The sequence below is a fragment of the Dactylosporangium roseum genome (assembly GCF_025264685.1).
Taxonomy (GTDB): Bacteria; Actinomycetota; Actinomycetes; order Mycobacteriales; family Micromonosporaceae; genus Dactylosporangium; species Dactylosporangium roseum.
Window position 1 is genome coordinate 5,929,731 of sequence record NZ_CP073721.1, and the last position, 16,845, is coordinate 5,946,575.

The following is a 16,845-nucleotide window of genomic DNA, read 5'->3' on the forward strand; positions in this document are numbered from 1 at the left end:
TTCCTGGTGGTCATTGTGCCCGCACCGCCGTCAGGGCCGGGCCGAGGGCGGCCACGAAGGCGTCGGCCTGCTCGTCGGACAGGATCAGCGGCGGGGCGATCCGCAGCACGTCGGGCTGGGCCGCCTGGGCGAGGAAGCCCTTGTCCCGCAGGACCGCGGCCAGCGCGCCGGCGGCCGGACCGGCCAGCGTGACGCCGAGCAGCAGACCCGCGCCGCGCACGCCGGTGACGAGTGGGTGGCCGAGCGCCTCGACACCGCGCCGGATCCGCTCGCTGAGCTGCTTCACGTGGCCGAGCAGGTCCTCCGACTCGATGGTGTCGAGCACGGCGAGCCCGGCGGCGCAGCACACCGGGTTGCCGCCGAACGTCGAGGCGTGCATGCCCGGGCCGAGCAGCGTCGCCGCGCCGTCGAACGCGATCATCGCGCCGAGCGGCAGGCCGCCGCCGAGCCCCTTCGCCAGGGTCACGACGTCGGGGCGCACGCCTTCGGCCTGGTGCGCGAACCAGTACCCGGTGCGGCCGACGCCCGTCTGCACCTCGTCGAGGGCGAGCAGCGCGCCGTGCCGCGCCGTGATCGCACGCGCGGCCGTCAGGTACCCCGCCGGCGGTACGACCACACCCGACTCGCCCTGGATCGGCTCCAGCAGCACCATCGCGGTCGTGCCGTCGACGGCGCCCTCGAGGGCCGCCACGTCGCCGTAGGGCACGTGCACGACCTCACCCGGCAGCGGGCGGAACGGGTCGGCCTTCGCCGGCTGCCCCGTCAGCGCCAGGGCGCCCATCGTACGGCCGTGGAACCCGGCCAGCGCCGCCACGACCTTCGTCCGGCCGGTGCGGCGGGACAGCTTGAACGCGGCCTCGTTCGCCTCCGCGCCGGAGTTGCAGAAGAACACCGCGCCCTCGCGCCCCGCCAGCGACAGCAGCCGTTCGGCGAGCGCGACCGGCGGCGCCGACGCGTACAGGTTCGACACGTGGCCGAGTGTCGAGATCTGCGCGGTCACGGCCGCGACGACCGCCGGATGGGCGTGGCCGAGCAGGTTGACCGCGATGCCGCCGAGCAGGTCCACGTACGACCGCCCGGCCTCGTCGACGACCACCGCGCCGCTGCCGCTCACCAGACCCAGCGACGGCGACCCGTACGTGTTCATCACCGCCGCCTCGAACCGCTCCACGAGGCTCATTCGCCCACCACCATCGTCCCGAATCCTTCCGAGGTAAAGACTTCCAGCAGCAACGAGTGCGGCACCCGGCCGTCGACCACGTGCGCCGCGGGCACACCACCCTTGACCGCCCGCAGGCAGGCCTCCATCTTCGGCACCATGCCGGCCTCCAGGGTCGGCAGCAGCTCCGCCAACTGGTCGGTGGTGAGCTGCGAGACGAGCGAGTCCGGATCCGGGTATCGGGCGTAGAGCCCCTCCACATCCGTGAGCACCACCAGCTTGCGGGCCTTCAGCGCGATGGCGAGCGCCCCGGCCGCGGTGTCCGCGTTGAGGTTGTGCAGCACGCCGTCGGCGTCCGGCGCCACCGTCGACACGACCGGGATCCGGCCCGCCGCGATGAGGTCGGCCACCGCGCCGACGTTGACGTGCTCGACGTCGCCGACCTGCCCGATGTCCACCGGCGAGCCGTCCACGATCGCCGGCCGGCGCACCGCCGTGAACAGCCCGGCGTCCTCACCGGACATGCCCACGGCGTGCGGCCCGTGCTCGTTGATCAACCCGACCAGCTCGCGGCCCACCTGGCCGACGAGCACCATCCGCACCACGTCGGCCGTCTCCGGGGTGGTGACCCGCAGGCCGCCCTTGAACTCGCTGGCGATGCCGAGCCGTTTGAGCATGGCCGAGATCTGCGGCCCGCCGCCGTGCACGACGACAGGCTTGATGCCGACGTGCCGCAGGAACACCATGTCGGCCGCGAACGCGCGCTTCAGCTCGTTGTCGACCATGGCGTTGCCGCCGTACTTCACGACGATCGTCGCGCCGGAGAACCGCTCCAGCCACGGCAGCGCCTCGATGAGCGTGTTCGCCTTGCCCAGCGCGATCCCGAGGTTCCGCACGCTCGTGCTCACGACGAGTACGCCGAGTTCTCGTGCACATACCCCATCGACAGGTCATTGGTCCACACGGTCGCCTGCTCGTCACCGGCGTGCAGGTCGACCGTGACGGTCACCTCCCGCGCGCTGAGGTCCACCTTGGCCCGGTCCTCCCCCGCCGCCCCGTTCTTGCAGATCCACACGCCGTTGATGGCGACGTCGACGTGGTCGGGCTCGAAGGCGGCACGGGTCGTACCGATGGCGGCGAGGATCCTGCCCCAGTTGGGATCGTTGCCGAAGAACGCCGTCTTCACCAGGTTGTTGCGGGCGATCGACCGGCCGACCTCCACCGCGTCGTCCTCGCTCGCCGCACCGGCGACCTCGATCGCGATCTCCTTCGTCGCCCCCTCCGCGTCCGAGACGAGCTGCCTCGCCAGGTCCTCGCACACGGCGGTGACCGCCGCGGCCAGCTCCGCCGGCGTCGGCGCGATCCCCGCCGCGCCGCTGGCCATGAGCAGGACGGTGTCGTTCGTCGACATGCAGCCGTCGGAGTCGACCCGGTCGAACGTCCGCCGCGTCGCGCCGCGCAGCGCCGTGTCCAACGTGGACGCGTCGGCGACCGCGTCGGTCGTCAGGACCACGAGCATCGTCGCGAGGCCCGGCGCCAGCATTCCCGCGCCCTTGGCCATCCCGCCGACGGTGAACCCTTGTCCACTGTGGACCGCGGTCTTCGGCCTCGTGTCGGTCGTCATGATGGCGGTCGCCGCGTCCGCGCCGCCGTCGCGGGACAGCCCCCGCGCCGCCGCGTCGACGCCCGCGAGCAGCTTCCGCACCGGCAGCCGCTCGCCGATGAGGCCGGTCGAGCAGACCACCACGTCACCGGCCCCGACCGGGAACCGGGACGCCCGGCCGGACAGCGCCGCCGCGGTGTGCTCCGCGGTCGCGTGCGTGTCCTGGAACCCGGCCGGCCCGGTGCAGGCGTTGGCGCCGCCCGAGTTCAGCACGACGGCCCGCGCGATCCCGGCGCGCAGCACCTGCTGGCTCCACAGCACCGGCGCGGCCTTGATCCGGTTGCTGGTGAACACGGCGGCGGCCGTCGTGTCCGGTCCGTCGTTGACGACGAGCGCCACGTCGAGCGCGCCCTGCTTGATGCCGGCCGCGACGCCCGCGGCCCGGAAACCCTTCGGTGCGGTCACACTCATGGCGCGATCCCGTCTACGGCGAGCCCCGCGGTCTCCGGGAGCCCGAGCATGAGGTTGGCGTTCTGTACGGCCTGTGCCGCCGCACCCTTGCCGAGATTGTCGATGGCGGACACGACGACGATCCGCCCGCTGTCCACGTCCGTGGTCGCCTGGAGGTGGGCCGCGTTGGACCCGAACGTCGAGGCGGTGTGCGGCCACTGCCCCTCCGGCAGCACCTGCACGAAGGGCTCGCCCGAGTACGCCTCCTGGAGCACCGCCCTCGGGTCGGCGTCCGCCAGCGGCTTCGCGGTGACGGTCGCCAGGATGCCCCGCGGCATCGGCGCCAGCACCGGCGTCATCGACAGCGTCCGGGCCCCGCTCGCCTGCTTGATCTCCGGCACGTGCTGGTGCGCGCCCACCTTGTACGGCGACAGCGAGCCCATCACCTCCGACGCGAGCAGATGCTGCTTCGCCGACCGCCCCGCGCCGGAGGTCCCCGACGCGGCCACGACCACCACGTCATCGGGGTCGGCGACCCCGGCGGCGATGAGCGGCGCGAGCGCGAGCACGACCGTGACGGCGTAGCAGCCGGTGCTGGCGACCCGGGTGGCGCTCGCGATACGGTCGCGCTGGCCGGGCAGCTCGGGCAGCCCGTAGGTCCAGGTGCCGGCGTGTGCTCCCGGGTAGTATTTCGACCAGGCGGCCGGATCCCGGAGCCGGAAGTCGGCACCGAGGTCGACGACCTTCATAGTTTCCGGGAGCTGCGCGGCGATGGCCGCCGACTCGCCGTGCGGCAGCGCGAGGAAGACCAGGTCGGCGTCGCCGACGGCGGCGGCTTCGGTCTTGGCGAGCACCACGTCACGAAACGAGCGCACGTGCGGGTGGACGCTGCCGATCGTGGCCCCGGCCTGCGCGAATCCGGTGGCGACGGCAAGCTCGAGATGCGGATGTCCAGCGATCAGCCGGAGCAGCTCACCTCCGGCATACCCGGAGGCGCCAACCACGGCGACTCGTATTCCCATGCGCTCGACTGTATCTCTATGCAAATCCTTGTTTCAAGGAGATTGCGGCGAGGCTCACCACGGCGACCGCCACTTCCACCCCGCCCCACCTGACGGGGCCTGCCATTTCGTCTGTCGCTCCCGACCCGTGTCACCCCCACCTCTCCCCCTTCAGCATCCTAGGAACCTAGCCTGAAGATGGAGGGCGGCCGCATGCGGCATCCTTCGCCCCTTTCCGGTCCGGCGCCGGTTCATGCGCGGGACCGGAAAGGGCGCATGCGTGGGGCAGCCCGCGCAGGTCAGCCCAACAGCCCTGGACCAACCCGAACAAGGCCGACAATCCGGGCGCGGGGCGTCGCCGAGGTGCGCCGACCGGCGCGCGTTCCGCCGCCAGGCCGCTCGATCCCATGATCATGGGAGAGATCTGGAGATATGGCTGCCCCGATAGCCACATCTGTGACTGTTCAGGTGTGTGTCAGGTAGTGGGAAACTTGGCCTGGGACCCAAGTCTTCCTACCACCTGGCGCAGCGCCGGACCGCGGTCGACGTGCGCACTGCGCCTCGATCGTGCCGGAAGGCGGTATGCCGTTCGGGCGGTTCCTCGTGATCCTGGAGACTTTTTGCTGCTCTGAGTGCCAAAAGTCTCCAAGATCACGCAGATGCCAACGCATTCACAACCGCCGATGCATCAACATGTCCGGAATGTCGGCAACTCCGGTGAGCCGTCGAGAACGCACGGCGGCCACTCGACACCGGGCAGACCGGGTGGATCGGCCACCCCGGACCCCCGCCGCCGCGCCACCGCCGCCCGCCGACCTGGCCGCCGGCAGGGACGGGCGTCCCACCACAACACTCCCCCAGCAGACACATGTTCCTGGGCGGAATGTGGTGCGCCCAGGATGCCCCGTCCACAGATCCACCACGACGGAGGCGGCCACGCCAACCCGCAACGCCGACCGTCCCGGACCGCGCACCGTGACCGAGCCCCGCCACCACCGGGGCCGACGGCCCCGGTCAACCAGATCACGACACCGCTCCAACCCGAACAGTCACCCACATCTTTCCCATGATCATGGAGTCGCCCGGCCGGAACGCGCCGTCCCGGGTCCAGCGGCGATCATGAGCGACCAGACACCCCCGCACGACTGTGCGTCACTGTCACGGAGCGCGACACCGGAATCGGCGGACGCATGGCCCCCCGGCGCCACCGACACCGCGGCCCGGCGCCGCTTGACGGAGTCCCGCACGGATCACGGAGCTGTTCACGGCCCGGAGCACCGCCAACGCTCCACGATCATGAAACGGTGGGCGAACCGCGCACCGCACACGCCGGTCGAAGGTGATCGGTGACCGGCAGGGCAACCAGCGGTTACTCGGGATCCAGGAAGCGGGCCAACTGGGAGCGGTTGCGCACGTTCAGCCGGCGGTACAGGCGCGTGAGGTTGGCCTCCACGGCCTTGATCGACAGGAACAGGGCGCGGGCTATCTCGCGGTTCGTCGCGCCCGCGCGGACCAGCTCGACGATCCTGCGCTCCGTCTCCGACAGGCCCGCGCCGCGGCCGCCGTCCAGCCTGGCCAGGTCGGCCGAGGCCACCTCGCGCCACGGGTGGGCCTCCGCCAGCGCGTAACGGCGCACCGCCTCCGACAGCGCTGCCCGCGCGGCGCCGCGGCGGTGGGCCCGGCGCTCCAGGCCGCCCAGCGTGTAGTAGGCCCGGGCGACCTCGAGCGGATACGGGTGATCCTGCCACTCCTCGATCGCCCGGTGCAGGGCCTCGGCGCCCTCGCGGGCCTCGCCGGTCGCGGCGGTGAGCACCGCGCGGGCGCGGGCCAGGCCCAGGAAGACGACCCTGCGGTCGAGGTGGCGGGCGTGCTTCTCGACCTCGTCGAGGACCTCGGCCGCCTCGGCGCGGGCACCGGCACCCACGAGCGCCTCGATGAAGTCGGCGTGCCACGGCAGGATGCCCGGATCGAGCCGTCCGAGGCGCTGGTCCAGGGCATACGCCTCCCGCATGGCGTCGGCCGCGGCAACCGGGTCGCCGCGCAGGACGTGCACCAGGCCGCTGGTGGCGTAGGCCAGCTTGATCCAGTCCTCGTCGCCCGCGGCGAGGCACGCGGCCAGGCCGCGCTCGGCGTAGCCGGCCGCCGCCGTCGCGGTGCCGCCGCCGTACTCAGCCAGGGCCCCCACCAGGTAACCGGGGCCGGGAGTGGTCTCGACGTCGACGTACAGGCGCACGCAGGCGCGGCCGGCGGCGAGCGCGTCGGCGCAGCGGCCGGCCCGCCAGTAGATGCCGGCCACCGAGACGAGCACGGTGGCGAGGTCGCGAACGGTGCCGGCACGCTCGACGGCGATCCGCAGCGCCTCGATGCGGCGCACCGCCTCGGCGGTCTCACCCTTGAACAGCCGGCTCATCGCGGCGACCTGCCGTGCGGCGACCGTCGCCGGGGTGAGGGACAGGCCGCGGGCGAGCTTGCCGGCACGCTCGAGGTATTCGTCGCCCTCGGTGCCCAGCAGGATGTTGCCCCGCCAGCTCAGCACCTCGACCAGCCGCTCCATGTCACCGCACAGCTCGGCCGCCTCCTCGGCGCGCTTGAGCTCGGCGAGGGCGGCCTCGCTGTCGCCGTCGTAGTACGCCTTGACGGCCTTGTAGAGCCGGACATGGGCGAGCAGGTCGGGGGTGCCGATGGCCTCGACGAACGCGGCGTCGAGCAACGGGCCGGAGTTGGAGTGGTCCTCCCCCGACATCTCGACCAGCAGCAGTCGCGCGCCGACGCGCGTGCGGCGGTCGGCCGCGTCGCGCAGGGCCGCGGCGGCGTGGCGGCGGGCGTCGACGGGCGAGCCGGCCGAGTACGCGTGCTGGGCGGCGCTCAGCCGCCGTACCGCCGCCACCCCCGGCGTGTCCCGGGGCGTGCGTTCGGCGGCGAGCGCGGCCAGGTCGGCGGCCATCGCGGGGGCGCCGCGCAGCCGGGCGGCGGAGGCGGCGTCGGCGAGGCACTCGGCGAGCGCCTCGTCGGGGTCGGGCCGGGCAGCGGCGAGGTGCCGGGCCCGGTCGACGGGGTCGGAGACCGTGTCGGCGAGCCGCTCGTGGGTCTCGCGGCGGGCGGCGGCGGTCGCGTCGGCGTAGACCATCTCGCGCAGCAGCGGATGGCTGAACCGGAGCGCGCCGTCCGGCTCCACCCGCAGTACACCCGAGGCGGCAGCGGCCTCGAGATTGGCCTCGGCCAGCCCGCAACGGACCAGGAGGTCGAGGCTGGGCCGGGCGGCGGCGGCGACGGTAAGCAGCACCGGCCAGTCCTCGGCGGGCAGCGTGGCGAGCCGCGCCGCGAGCAGCTCCCGCAGCCGGTCGGGCACGGGCAGGGGGTCGATGGCCGGGTGCGGCGTGTTGCCCAGCGCGCGGCCGAGCTCCACCGCGTAGAGGGGGTTGCCGGCGCTGGCCTCGTAGATCCGCTGGACGTGGGCGCGGCCGGCCTCGGCGCCGAAGCGGGCGCGCAGCAGGTCGGCGACGTCGCTCTGCGGCAGCGGCGGTACGGGCAGCGTCACGCTCGGCGGCGGGCACAGGTCGAGCCGGGTCGGCGCACCGCCGTCGGGCAGCCGCTCGGCGGCGAGGACCCGCACCGGGACGTCGCCGAGCCGCCGGGCGACGAATCGCAGCACGCCGGCGCTGGGCTCGTCGATCCACTGCACGTCGTCGAGGACGAGCAGGACGGGCCGCTCGGCGGCCAGGCCGCGGAACAGCTCGAGCACCGCCAGCCGGACGGCGAGCTGGTCGTGCGGGGTGGCGGGCAGGGCGCTGCGCAGGAGAGCGCCGTCGAGCGCGGCACGCAGGTGGGGCGGCAGGTGCTCGGAGGCGTCGGGCACGCCGTCGAAGAGGTCGACCAGGGCGAGATACGGCAGGTCGGCCTCGGCCTCGGCGGCGGCCGCGCGCAGGACGAGCGCCTCGGTCTCGGACGCCGCGAGGGCGCTGAGGATCGTCGACTTGCCGATGCCGGCCGGTCCGCAGACCACGACGCCGCCGCCGGCCGCGAGCCGTTCCCGGGCGTGGGCCAGCAGATCAGCTCGGCCGATGGGCGCGGCCGATCCTGTGCTCACCACGACCGTCTCACCACGACGCCGAGTCTCTTACGAACGCCTCCTCATCGCAACGGCTGAGGACCGGCACGGGGCGGCCCGGTGACGGCCGGGCGACCGCTGTTCAGCGCAGCCGGTCGCAGGGCAGGACGGCCTGCCAGCCGATCGCGGGCCATTGGGCGATATGAACAGTTACCTGCGTCAAACGGTGCTGTGCATGGCATTCCGCCCGCGCCTGGGCCACCAGCCCGTCCCAGGCGGGGATGCCGTCGCGGGGGCTCGCGACCCGCAGGTTCGCCGCGCACACCACGCACAGCAGTGTCGTCAACACGACAAGTGGCGTTCTGCCGGAATTCACGGTCCGCGGTGAGACGAGACTCACCGCGGCCGCCATGTTCGGCAGCGTGACGAGGACGAGGTACCGGTCCTCGGGCGCCCCGTGGGCGGCGAGTTGGACGGCACCGGCGACGGCGGCGAACCCGGCGAGCGTGGCGGCGAGTTCCCAGTCCGGAGCGGTTCGCCGCAGTACGGCCAGGGCCAGCAGCCCGGCCGGGATGAGCAGCCCGGCGAGGACGAGGGCGCGGTGTGTCTGCGTGTCGAGGTGCGGCGGGGCGAGCCACGCCTGCCCGAGGAACGAACGCGGGACGCCCCACCGCAGGTACATGGCGGCGACCGAGACCGGGTTGTGGTCGGGCTGTTCGCCGAGGCCGCGCTCGGTGGTGCCGAGGAGCATCGGTACGACCTGCAGCACCGACCCGGGGACCAGCGCGAGCACCTTCGTGAGGCTGTCCCGGTCGCGCCGCCGGGCGAGCCGCAGCAGCGCGAACGGCACCAGCAGCACACCGAGCATCGAGTTGAGCACCGCGAGCGCCGGCACGACCGTGGCGACGATCCGCTGCCAGCGCACCGACGGCGCCCACAACAGCATCCAGAGGCCGGCGTGGACGAGCGGGAACTGCAACTGGGCGAGGGTGTTGGGGGTGAAGCCCATCGGTACCGCGGCGGCGACCCCGACGACGGCCGCCGACGTGCCCGGCAGGCGGGAGCGGGCTGCGGCGTGAACGGCGAGCGCGAGGGCCGCGGTCAGCACGGCGGCGAGGACAGCGCTGAGGGCGGCGGCCCACTCGAGCGGAAACAGCGCGACGACGGCCCAGCACACGCGGGCGACGATGTGGAAGTACCCGTTGAACGGGGTGGCGATCGCCTCGTACCACGGCCGGGTGAGGGCGTCGGTGAGGAAGTTCTGCCCGTCCTCGGCCCAGATCGAGTTGAGCGCGTCGGGGTCGCGGGTCCGCCACAGGCCGACGGCGGCGCCGCACAGGACGAGGAGGACGGCCCGGACCGGACCGGTCCACCGCCGCGGCGCCCGGGCGGGGGCCGCCGGTTCGAGCAGCCCGACATGCTCCGAAACGCCGGGGTGATGCTGCGCTACGGTCATACCGTACGAAACGACCGAGCGCCCCACCTTGAGGCGGGGCGCTCGGCAACGGTTCGTCCTAGAGCCGGCCTTCCTTGACCGCCTCGGTCACCCATGGGATGACCTCGTCGAGCATCTCGTCGAGGGAGGTGGTGGCCTCGTAGCCGAGGACCGCCTTGGCCTTCGACACATCCGGGACGCGCTTCTGCACGTCGTACTCGTACGGGTCGTCGGAGACCACGCTGAACGGCACGTCCGGACCCTTGATCTTGCGCCAGATCACCTCGGCCAGTTCGAGCACCGTGGTCGACTCGGCGGTGGAGATGTTGAAGTCCTCGTTGAAGGCCCGCTCGTGCTCCATCGCGGCGATGATGCCCTTGGCGAGATCACCACCATACGTGTAGTGGCGCACCTGCTCGCCCGTGCCCAGGATGTGCAGCGGGTCCTGCCCCTTCACAATCTTCTGCACCAGGTCGGGCACCACGTGCGACATCGCCAGCTTGACATTGCCGGAAAGCACCTCGACCTCGCCCAACGCGCGGCCCTCACCGACACCGACACAGTTGAACGGCCGCACGATCGTGTACGGCAGCTTGTACTGGTCCCAGGCAGCCTTCGCGTAATACTCGACCGCGAGCTTCTGAAACCCGTACGACGACAACGGCGGCGGCACCAGACGCTCGTCGCCCTCCCGCGACGGCCAGTGCGTGGTCGACTCGAACACCATCGACGACGACAGGTACGTCATCTTCTTGAGCGTGCCGGCCTGGTGCGCCTTGATCGCCGCGTCGCAGGACGAAGCCATGATCCGCTCGTTGGTGGCCAGCAGGTCGTAGGCATAGGCGTGGAAGTACGAGATACCACCGATCATCGCCGCGCCGGCGATGAAATGGTCACAGCCGTCCAGCAACTCGCCGACAAGATCGACATCACGCGCGTCGCCCTCGACGAAGCGGTAGTCCGGGTGAGCGTCGTAGCTACGGGTGACCGGACCGTACTTCGAGTAGTTGTCCAGGCCGACCACCTGGTAGCCGCGGGACAGCAACTCCTCGACGACGTATCCCCCGATGAAACCGGCCGAGCCGGTGACCAGGACCTTTGCCACAAACACTCCTTCTAGCTCTGACTAGCTCTGACTGGCTCGGACTAGCTCTGCACTGCTTCGTGATTGCCGGACAGGGACTCCACAACAGACTGCCGCGCGGGCGGGGGCTGCTGCGGGGGCTGCTGTGTGGCCGCACGAGCCGCCGCCGCGTCGTCGCGGGCCGCCGACGACGCCGGCCGCTTCGCCACCTGCTCCACCGTGAGCCGCCGACCGAACGAGAACCGCCACCACCGCAGATAACTGGGCATGAACCGGCCGACGTCGAACCGGGACTCACCGAGCTGCCGGTCGAGCCAGATCGTCGGGATCTCCGCCACCGGCAACCGCAACCGCGTCGCCTTCGCCGTCAACTCGATACCGATCTCAAAGCCGGTCTTCGACTCGATACCGACCTGCCGCACGAAACTCGTCGAATACGCCTTGAAACTGTTCGTCGCGTCCCGCGTACCGACCCGCGCCAGCAGATGCAGCGACCGACCCGCCGTCCGCGACAGGAACCGCTTGAACCGAGGCCCACCGACCTGCTGCCCACCAGGCATGTACCGCGAAGCGGCCGCGACCACCACACCACGCTCGACCAACCGGGCCAGATCCTCGATCTGACGCGGATCGTCCGAACCATCAGCCATCGTGACCACCGCGACCGGCGCCCGCGCCACGTCGATACCGAACCGGATCGCGTTGGCCGGACCCCGACCGTACGTGTTGAGCACGGGACGCACCCGCGGGTCACGCGCCTGAACCTCCAGCGCGTAGGGCACCGTCGTGTCCTCGGCCATGTCGTGCACGACGAGCACCTCGGCCGGCATCATGACCGCCCGCAGAATCCGCTCCAGGCACGGCACGATCGCCGCGCCCTCGTTGTACACCGGAATCACCACAGAGATCTGCGGCACCACGGTCATACGCCGCTCCAACTCAAACCCGCGGCAAGAACATCGCGCGGGCACGCCCGAAGCCTCCACCACGCTCCGGCTCCGGTCATACCCGCACACCCTTGCTCGTGACACCCCACATGTCCGCGACCGGGACATCGGTCTCCAGATCACGGTACTGCGGGTGGGGCGCGGCGACGATCAGCAGATCAGCACGCCGCAGCACCTCATCGAGCGGGACGAACCGGTCGTCCTTGACATACGGGTCGCTGCAGAGGGTCTCCTTCGCCCGCAGCATGACCACCTTGCGCAGCTTGTACGCCAGGGACTCACGGATGTCGTCGCTACCACCCTTGAACGCCATACCCAGGATGCCGACGGTCATCTCCGACAGATCGAAGCGCTCCTGCAACCTCGACACCACGTACAGCGGCAGGCCCTCGTTGATCAGCATCGCGCTGTGACCGAGGACGAAGTTGTTGTTGTTGAACGCCGCCAACTGCATCGTGTCCTTGAGCAGGCAGGGACCGGCCGCGAACCCGGCACCCGGCATGTCGGCCGCACGCGGATACTGGAACCGGATCGCATGCCGGATCCGCTCGAAGTCCAGGCCGAAGTCGTTGGACATCATCCAGAACTGGTTGGCCGCGGCGAACTTGATGTAGCGCCAGGTGTTCGTGAACAGCTTGGCGAGCTCCGCCTCCTCCGGCTCCAGCACGACGATCTGGCTCGCGAGGTTGCGGAACAGCTTCTCGGCACGCTCGGTGGCCTCGGGCGTGCGGGCCGCCACGATCTGCGGCAACTCGAAGAGCTCCGTCATCGCCTTGCCCTCAGCGATACGCTCCGGACAGAACGCGACATCGGCGTTCACCCCGAGCCGCTTGACGAGCTTTTCGGTCAACGCGGTCACACCCGGATGAACGGTGCTGCGCAACACGATGAGCTGACCATCACGCAGATAATCCGCACACCGCTCGATCGCCGCCGGCACCGCACCGATATTCGGGTTCAGATGCTCATCCACCGGAGTGCCCACGATAACGACAAGATGCTCCGCCGAGGCGACACTCGCCGGATCGGTGGTCGCCTTGAGCCGGCCCTCGCCGACACAGGTCGCGAGCGGCGCGGCGGCACCCTCCTCGTCGAAGGGCAGCCGCCCTTCGTTGACGACATCCACCGCCGCGGCGTTGATGTCGTAGAGCGTGACCTGCAGACCCCGGGACGCCAGGGCGATACCGAGCGGCAGCCCCACCCGGCCGCAACCACCGATCACCACAACATCAGTGGTGAATCCAGCCGATGCACTCACTTCTGACACGCGCAGCCCCTCCAGGAAGCCGAGATTCGATGCCGGCGCTTGGCGCGGGCCGAGCCCGCGAAGGCAGCACGCCGCAGGTACACGACGGAGAACGGCTCGGCGCCGTGACCGTACCATCTCCCGACCACGCCGATCGGACAGAGACGGCCGGCAACGGTCCGATATCTGACGCATAGCGACGATGGCCCCACCCGAGGGTGAGGCCATCGTCGATGAATATCACACCCCGCGCAGTACCGCACCGTGCCGTTCGGCGGCGACCGCCACGGCAGCGTCACGCGCCGCGATGGCCTCCTCACCGGTGAGCGTCCGGTCCGGGGCGCGGAACGTGAGCTTGTACGCAAGGGACTTGCGCCCCTCGCCGAGCTGCGCACCCGAGTACACGTCGAACAGCCGCACCGACTCCAGCAGCGGCCCGGCGCCCTCGGCGAGCGCCGCCTCGACGTCCGCGGCCGGGGTGGCCGCGGAGACGACGAGCGCCACGTCGATCAGCGCCGTCGGGAACGACGACAGCCGCGGCGCGACGGCCGCGCCCGGGATCGGCAGCGCGTCGAGATCGAGCTCCATCGCCACGGTCCGGCGGGGCAGGTCGAGATCCGCACAAACGGCCGGGTGGAGTTCACCCGCATGACCGACCACCGTGTCACCCACGAGGAGCGCGGCGCACCGGCCCGGGTGCCACGGCGCGACGGCCGCGGCGCGGACGGTGAGCTCGACCCCGGCGGCCGCGGCGACGATACGCGCCGCCTCCACCGCGTCGGCCCAGTCGGCCGGGCGGCCGCCGCCCCACCAGCCGCCGGGCCGCGCGTCACCGGCCACAACCGCGGCGGCGTGCCACGGCTGCCGCGGCAGCAGCGCGTCGGCGGCGGCGAGCTCCTCGGCCGGCGGCGGGCCGTCGACCCCGGCGGACGGTGCCACCTCGACCGGGCCGCCCGGCAGGAACACGAGGCCGATCTCGAACAGCGCCACGTCCCGCATGCCGCGACCGAGGTTGCGCCGCAGCGTGGCGAGCAGCGGCGGCAGCAGCGTGGTGCGCATGCCGGGCTCCTCGTCGGAGAGCGGGTTGCGCAGCAGGACGGCGTCGCGGCGCGGGTCGTCGGCCGGGACGCGCATCGCGTCGAGGGTCGCCGCCCCCACGAAGGGATAGTTCAGCGTCTCGACGTAGCCGGCGTCGGCCAGCGCCCGGCCGACCGTGCGCCGGCGTCGCTGCGGCGCGGTGAGCCCGTTGCCCGGCGGGGCGATCGGCAGCACGCTCGGGATCCGGTCGTAGCCGTCGAGCCGCAGCACCTCCTCGGCCAGGTCCGCCGGATCGTTGAGGTCGTGCCGCCAGCTCGGCGGGGTGACGATCACGGCCGGCGCCGAAGGCGTCGACGCGGTCGAGCCGGAGCTGATCGAGCCGCCGTCGACCTGCGTCTGCGCGCCGATCGTCGTCAGCACCTCGAGCACCCGCTCCGGGCCGTAGTCGATGCCGGCCAGCTCGGACGGGCGCGTCAGCGACATGCTGATCGGCGCCGGCGGCACCACCGCGTAGACGTCGGTGACCTGCGGGGAGATCGTGCCGCCGCCGTACTCGGCGAGCAGGGCGGCCGCACGGGCGCACGCCGCCGCCGTGATCTGCGGGTCGACGCCCCGCTCGTACCGCTTGCCGGCCTCGCTCGGCAGCTTGTGCCGGCGGATGGTCCGGGCCACCGACAACGGATCCCAGTGCGCCGCCTCGAACAGCACGTCGACGGTCGTCGGGGACACCTCCGTGGTGGTGCCGCCCATGACCGCGGCCAGCGACACCACGCCGGTGTCGTCGGCGATGACGATGTCCTCCGGGTGCAGCGTCCGCTTGACCCCGTCGAGCGTGGTCAGCGTCTCCCCCGCGGCGGCACGGCGGACGACCAGCGGGCCGGTGAGCTGGGCCAGGTCCCAGGCGTGCATCGGCTGGCCGAGCTCGATCATCACGTAGTTGGTGATGTCGACCGGCAGGGAGATCGACCGGATGCCGGCGACGGCGAGCCGCTGCCGCATCCACTCCGGCGTCGGTGCGAGCGGCGCGACGCCGCGGACGGCCACGGCGGTGAACCGGTCGCACGCCACGCTGTCGCGGACGTCGATCCGGTACGCCTCGGTGCCGTCGGCCTCCAGCGGGACGATCACGGCGACCGGGTCGCGGTAGGCGCCGCCGAGCGAGTGCGACAGCTCCCGCGCGATGCCACGGACCGAGAAGCAGTACCCGCGGTCGGGCGTGACGTTGATGTCGACCACGACGTCGTCGAGGCCGACGACCGGCCGGGCCTCTTGGCCGGGCTGCACAGGCGGATCGGTGTCCGGCGGCAGGACGATGATGCCGGCGTGCTCGTCGCTGATGCCGAGTTCCCTGGCCGAGCAGATCATGCCGTTGGACATGTGCCCGTAGGTCTTGCGGGCCGAGATCGCGAACCCGCCGGGCAGGACGGCGCCGGGCAGCGCGACCACGACGAGGTCGCCCTCGGCGAAGTTGCGGGCGCCGCAGATGATGCCCTGGGGCTGCTCCGCTCCGACGTCGACCAGGCAGTACCGGATCGGCTTCTTGAGCCCTTGCAGTTCCTCGATGTTCTCGACGCGGCCGACCACGAGCGGCCCCTCGACGGTGGCGCCGGTGTCGGTCATCTCCTCGACCTCGAGGCCGACCTTGACCAGCGCCTTCTCCAGCCCGTCGGCGTCGAGGTCCGCGGGCAGGTCGACGTGCTCGCGCAGCCAGGACAGCGTTACGCGCACCTCATGCCTCCCATCCGAACGCCCGCGCGTACCGCACGTCGCCCTCCACCATGTCGCGCATGTCGCTCGCCTCGTTGCGGAACATGAGCGTCCGCTCGATGCCCATGCCGAACGCGAACCCGGAATACTCGTCCGGGTCGATGCCGCAGGCACGCAGCACCCGCGGGTTGACCATGCCGCAGCCGCCCCACTCGACCCAGCGCGGGCCGTCGCGGTGCTGCGGGAACCACAGGTCCATCTCGGCGCCCGGCTCGACGAACGGGAAGTACGACGGGCGCAGGCGGGTCTTCGCCTCCGGGCCGAACATCATCCGGGCGAAGTGGTCCAGCGTCCCCTTGAGGTGCGCCATCGTGATGCCCTTGTCCACGACCAGGCCCTCGACCTGGTGGAACACCGGCGTGTGCGTGGCGTCGAGCTCGTCGGTGCGGTACACCCGGCCGGGGCAGACGATGTAGATCGGCGGCTTCCGGGTGGTCATCGTGCGCGCCTGCACCGGCGAGGTGTGGGTCCGCAGGACCAGCCGTGAGTCGTCCTCGACCCCGGTGGCGGCGACGAAGAACGTGTCCATCATCGACCGGGCCGGATGGTCCGGGTGCATGTTGAGGGCGTCGAAGTTGTACCACTCCCATTCGACCTCGGGTCCCTCGGCGACCTCGTAGCCCATGCCGACGAACAGGTCGGCGACCCGCTCCATGAGGCTGGTCAGGGGGTGCTGGGCACCCAACGGCCGGCGGTCGGCCGGCAGTGTGACGTCGACGGCCTCCTCGACCAGGACACGCTCCTCCCGCTCCGCGGTGAGGGTGGCGAGCCGGGCGTCGTAGGCGGCCTGGACGGCGACGCGGGCGAGGTTGACACGCTTGCCGGCGTCGGCCTTCGCAGCCGGCGGGAGGCTGCCGATCTCGCGGCGGGCCAAAGACACCGGGGCGCGGTCACCGAGGTGGTGGTGCTTCAGCGCGGCGAGCGCGTCGAGATCGGCCGCGCCGGCGAACGCCTTGTCGGCCGCGGCGACGGCGTCGTCGAGGGCGCTCTGGTCGAGCAGCGCGGCCTGTTTCGGATCATACGGATCATTGCGGTACGTCATCAGACTCTTCCCACAGCGAGATTGG

The 16,845-nt window shown here is 71.8% G+C and carries 11 protein-coding genes; all 11 read right to left on the bottom strand.

Translation table 11 applies throughout. The features are described 5' to 3' along the window. Positions 1-10: 10 nt before the first annotated feature. Entirely contained in the window at positions 11-1,180 is a 1,170-nt protein-coding gene (locus tag Drose_RS27725; protein WP_260724249.1) for an acetylornithine transaminase, read from the bottom strand. Beyond that, entirely contained in the window at positions 1,177-2,067 is an 891-nt protein-coding gene (gene argB, locus Drose_RS27730) for an acetylglutamate kinase (protein ID WP_260724250.1), read from the bottom strand. Before argB ends, Drose_RS27725 begins: the two co-directional genes overlap by 4 nt. Further along, a complete protein-coding gene (gene argJ, locus Drose_RS27735) occupies positions 2,064-3,233 on the bottom strand; it encodes a bifunctional glutamate N-acetyltransferase/amino-acid acetyltransferase ArgJ (RefSeq protein WP_260724251.1) in 1,170 nt (389 codons plus the stop codon). The genes argB and argJ overlap by 4 nt, the downstream gene beginning before the upstream one ends. Then, positions 3,230-4,234, bottom strand: a complete 1,005-nt coding sequence (gene argC / locus Drose_RS27740) for an N-acetyl-gamma-glutamyl-phosphate reductase (protein ID WP_260724252.1) — start codon at positions 4,232-4,234, stop codon at positions 3,230-3,232. Before argC ends, argJ begins: the two co-directional genes overlap by 4 nt. Positions 4,235-5,582: 1,348 nt before the next feature. Continuing rightward, positions 5,583-8,300 carry an AAA family ATPase gene (locus Drose_RS27745; RefSeq protein WP_260724253.1) on the bottom strand — a complete coding sequence of 906 codons (2,718 nt, stop codon included), beginning with the start codon at positions 8,298-8,300 and terminating at the stop codon, positions 5,583-5,585. Positions 8,301-8,403: 103 nt separating this feature from the next. Next, positions 8,404-9,717 (bottom strand): hypothetical protein, encoded by a 1,314-nt coding sequence (locus Drose_RS27750; RefSeq protein WP_260724254.1) that lies wholly within the window; start codon positions 9,715-9,717, stop codon positions 8,404-8,406. A gap of 58 nt (positions 9,718-9,775) precedes the next feature. Next, positions 9,776-10,801, bottom strand: coding sequence for an NAD-dependent epimerase/dehydratase family protein (locus Drose_RS27755; RefSeq protein ID WP_260724255.1), 1,026 nt, complete (start codon positions 10,799-10,801; stop codon positions 9,776-9,778). Between the two features lie 41 nt (positions 10,802-10,842). Beyond that, entirely contained in the window at positions 10,843-11,706 is an 864-nt protein-coding gene (locus Drose_RS27760; RefSeq protein ID WP_260724256.1) for a glycosyltransferase family 2 protein, read from the bottom strand. A gap of 76 nt (positions 11,707-11,782) precedes the next feature. Next, positions 11,783-12,928, bottom strand: coding sequence for a nucleotide sugar dehydrogenase (locus tag Drose_RS27765; protein ID WP_260724257.1), 1,146 nt, complete (start codon positions 12,926-12,928; stop codon positions 11,783-11,785). 285 nt (positions 12,929-13,213) lie between these two features. Then, positions 13,214-15,739 carry a phenylalanine--tRNA ligase subunit beta gene (gene pheT / locus Drose_RS27770; protein WP_260724258.1) on the bottom strand — a complete coding sequence of 842 codons (2,526 nt, stop codon included), beginning with the start codon at positions 15,737-15,739 and terminating at the stop codon, positions 13,214-13,216. 1 nt (position 15,740) lies between these two features. Continuing rightward, a complete protein-coding gene (gene pheS, locus Drose_RS27775) occupies positions 15,741-16,820 on the bottom strand; it encodes a phenylalanine--tRNA ligase subunit alpha (RefSeq protein WP_260724259.1) in 1,080 nt (359 codons plus the stop codon). Between the last annotated feature and the right edge of the window lie 25 nt (positions 16,821-16,845).

Bases quoted from the DNA above. Each gene is read 5' to 3' on its own strand.
- Drose_RS27725 (WP_260724249.1), bottom strand. From the start codon at position 1,180: ATGAGCCTCGTGGAGCGGTTCGAGGCGGCGGTGATGAACACGTACGGG.
- argJ (WP_260724251.1), bottom strand. From the start codon at position 3,233: ATGAGTGTGACCGCACCGAAGGGTTTCCGGGCCGCGGGCGTCGCGGCC.
- argC (WP_260724252.1), bottom strand. From the start codon at position 4,234: ATGGGAATACGAGTCGCCGTGGTTGGCGCCTCCGGGTATGCCGGAGGT.
- Drose_RS27750 (WP_260724254.1), bottom strand. From the start codon at position 9,717: ATGACCGTAGCGCAGCATCACCCCGGCGTTTCGGAGCATGTCGGGCTG.
- Drose_RS27760 (WP_260724256.1), bottom strand. From the start codon at position 11,706: ATGACCGTGGTGCCGCAGATCTCTGTGGTGATTCCGGTGTACAACGAG.
- pheS (WP_260724259.1), bottom strand. From the start codon at position 16,820: ATGACGTACCGCAATGATCCGTATGATCCGAAACAGGCCGCGCTGCTC.